The sequence below is a fragment of the Helicobacter japonicus genome (genome assembly GCF_000762845.2).
In the GTDB taxonomy this organism is placed as follows: domain Bacteria; phylum Campylobacterota; class Campylobacteria; order Campylobacterales; family Helicobacteraceae; genus Helicobacter_C; species Helicobacter_C japonicus.
In genome coordinates, this window is sequence record NZ_JRMQ02000033.1 from 1 (window position 1) to 2,298 (window position 2,298).

Annotated in this window: 1 protein-coding gene and 1 pseudogene; both read right to left on the reverse strand. The window is 29.5% G+C overall.

Translation table 11 applies throughout. The features are described 5' to 3' along the window. Window positions 1-1,027, reverse strand: a pseudogene (locus LS65_RS09580) (hypothetical protein); the annotation flags it as partial. Between the two features lie 8 nt (window positions 1,028-1,035). Then, on the reverse strand, window positions 1,036-2,208 hold the full coding sequence (locus tag LS65_RS09585) for a hypothetical protein (RefSeq protein ID WP_034363051.1): 1,173 nt from the start codon (window positions 2,206-2,208) through the stop codon (window positions 1,036-1,038). Window positions 2,209-2,298: the final 90 nt, after the last annotated feature.

The window sequence follows — 2,298 nt, forward strand, 5'->3', positions numbered from 1 at the left end:
CTTGTTGCTTTTGTAGTTCTTGTAATTCTTGCTTTTGCTTTTCTTGTTTAAGTTGAGAAATAGATTTATAGAGGGATTTTCTAGCTTCTAAGTATTCATTGCTTATAGAATCTTGGTTGGAGAGGAAGGAGAGGTAAAAAGATGATTTATAATTAAAAGACTTTTTATTCACAATAGCTTCTTTATTTTCATCAAGCAAAATATAGTCTTCACACTGATATAGGGCATTGAGTAGATGAATAGGGGAATCTTTGGTGAGGGAATCTATATCGTTGGGATTAAGTTTTTGGATATAAAAGGCTTGAGAAAAATATCTATTGTTTTGTTTATTAAATAAAGCAATTGGAATTGCTTTATTATTAACAATATCGTTTTCTAAAATACTTTTAACTTTAGCAAAATATAAATTAAAATGATTATCTAATTCTTCTGTGGTAGGTTTCAAATTAAGCTGTGGTTTAAGCGTTAAATTTTTTTGATTATGCTTAATATATTCAAGATATTGCCCTTGTATTTCTTCAGTGCTTCCAGCAAATTCTATTTTTTCTAGTTTATCTTTTTCTAAATATGCTTCAAACCAAACACCTGTTTTTTCAAAAATAAGTCTATTTTGCCAACCCCTAAAACTATTGTTGATAGTATTAAACATATCTTCAAAAAAGTTTTCTATATTATCAATAAAAGAATTTGTTTTGTCCTCTACAAAAGATTTTGCATTATTTATGACTTTGTAAGTCCAAACTCCCAATTCTACATCAAAAATAAAAATAACAACAAGTGGTTTATCCACAAGTCCCCCTATGGTATTTACTCCAAACCTTACTAGAGCTTTTCTGACACTTTTGGTTTCATCATAAACTAAAACCGAATCTACAATATCACTTCCAATAGGAATCTTTTTGCATACAGCACCGCATTTGTCAAGTATATCAAGAGTAGCAGAAGTTAAGGAAAGGGCTGTTCCACCGCTTCTTATATTTTCTGCAGTATCTTTAGAAATACTTCTTTCATCTTTTTCGTTTGACATATTTATTCCTATTTAAAATATTTATCTTCATACTCTAACATATCTAATACACGCTTCATAAAATCAGAATCTTTTGAACCTAATTTTGAGACTTTAGAAATAGAATCTATTCTAGTAAAAGCTTCCTGAAATATGGCTTGTTTTTGTGAATATGAGGCATTAGAAGCCTGTGCTATCAGCTTTTCAATCGTTCCAACTACTGCCACTATCCCATCTAATTTAAATAAATTACCACAATACTCTATATATTCTTTTCTATTTTTCATTCTCTCATAATCCTCTTTATTAAAAGGTGTATGTATAGGTATGCTCATAATTGCTCCTTGTATAGTTACAAGACTTCCCTGCAAAGATATAAATTGATTTTCTTTGTTTTGTGTTTTTTGAGCAAAAAGATAAAGTAACTCCAAAAGTTCTAAGGCATTTTTATTTTCATTGTAGGCTCTATATTTTCTTTCTTTATAATCTTTGCCCTCATTGATGAGCAAATTAGCGTTATAGATAAATGCAAGATTATTGACCATATCTACATACAAACTCTCTTCATTTTCGCTGCCAAAACTTAATTGCGTGATGTCTTTTATTTGTTGTAATATTTTCTTATTGTCCAATTGGGATTTAAAAATCTCTTCTTTGCTAATTGGCTGAGAATCTTCTGCTCTTTTCTCTATTTTTATTGATTCTAGTTCCCCATAGAGCTTTAAATAAAGCTTTTCTCTTTCGTGAATATTGAGACTAGGGATTGATTGTTGATAATAAAAATCTATTGCTCCTTGCATATTATCTATGTCTTTTTGCGTGAATGTGGCAGAGCCTAAGATTTTACCAAAAATATTTTTATCATTTGTGGTTTTATTTTTCTTTATGCTATTAACAGAATCTTGTATATAAAGGGCATATCGTAATCCTTTCGCTTGTTTTAGGGATAAAGTGGGGAAGTTTTTTTGCAAATCTTTAAGTGTTTGGTTATAGTCTTTTGGTAATGTTTGATTATATTGCCACATCACCTTTTCTTGTTTAAAAGAGCATTGAAATAAAGGCATATTGAGCTCTAGTATTTCAAAGCTATCTTTGTCTTTTAAAGAAATATTTTCATTACAAGGATTGGAGGCATAAAGTATATTAGCAAACAATAAAGTGAAAAATATCAATATTCTTTCATACATAGCACACTTTAACATCACTCTCTCCCTCCATTATGCTTTGTTATATCTTATTATACCAAATTCTATCCCACCTCTAATCTTATTTTCTCCATTCCACTAGGGCAA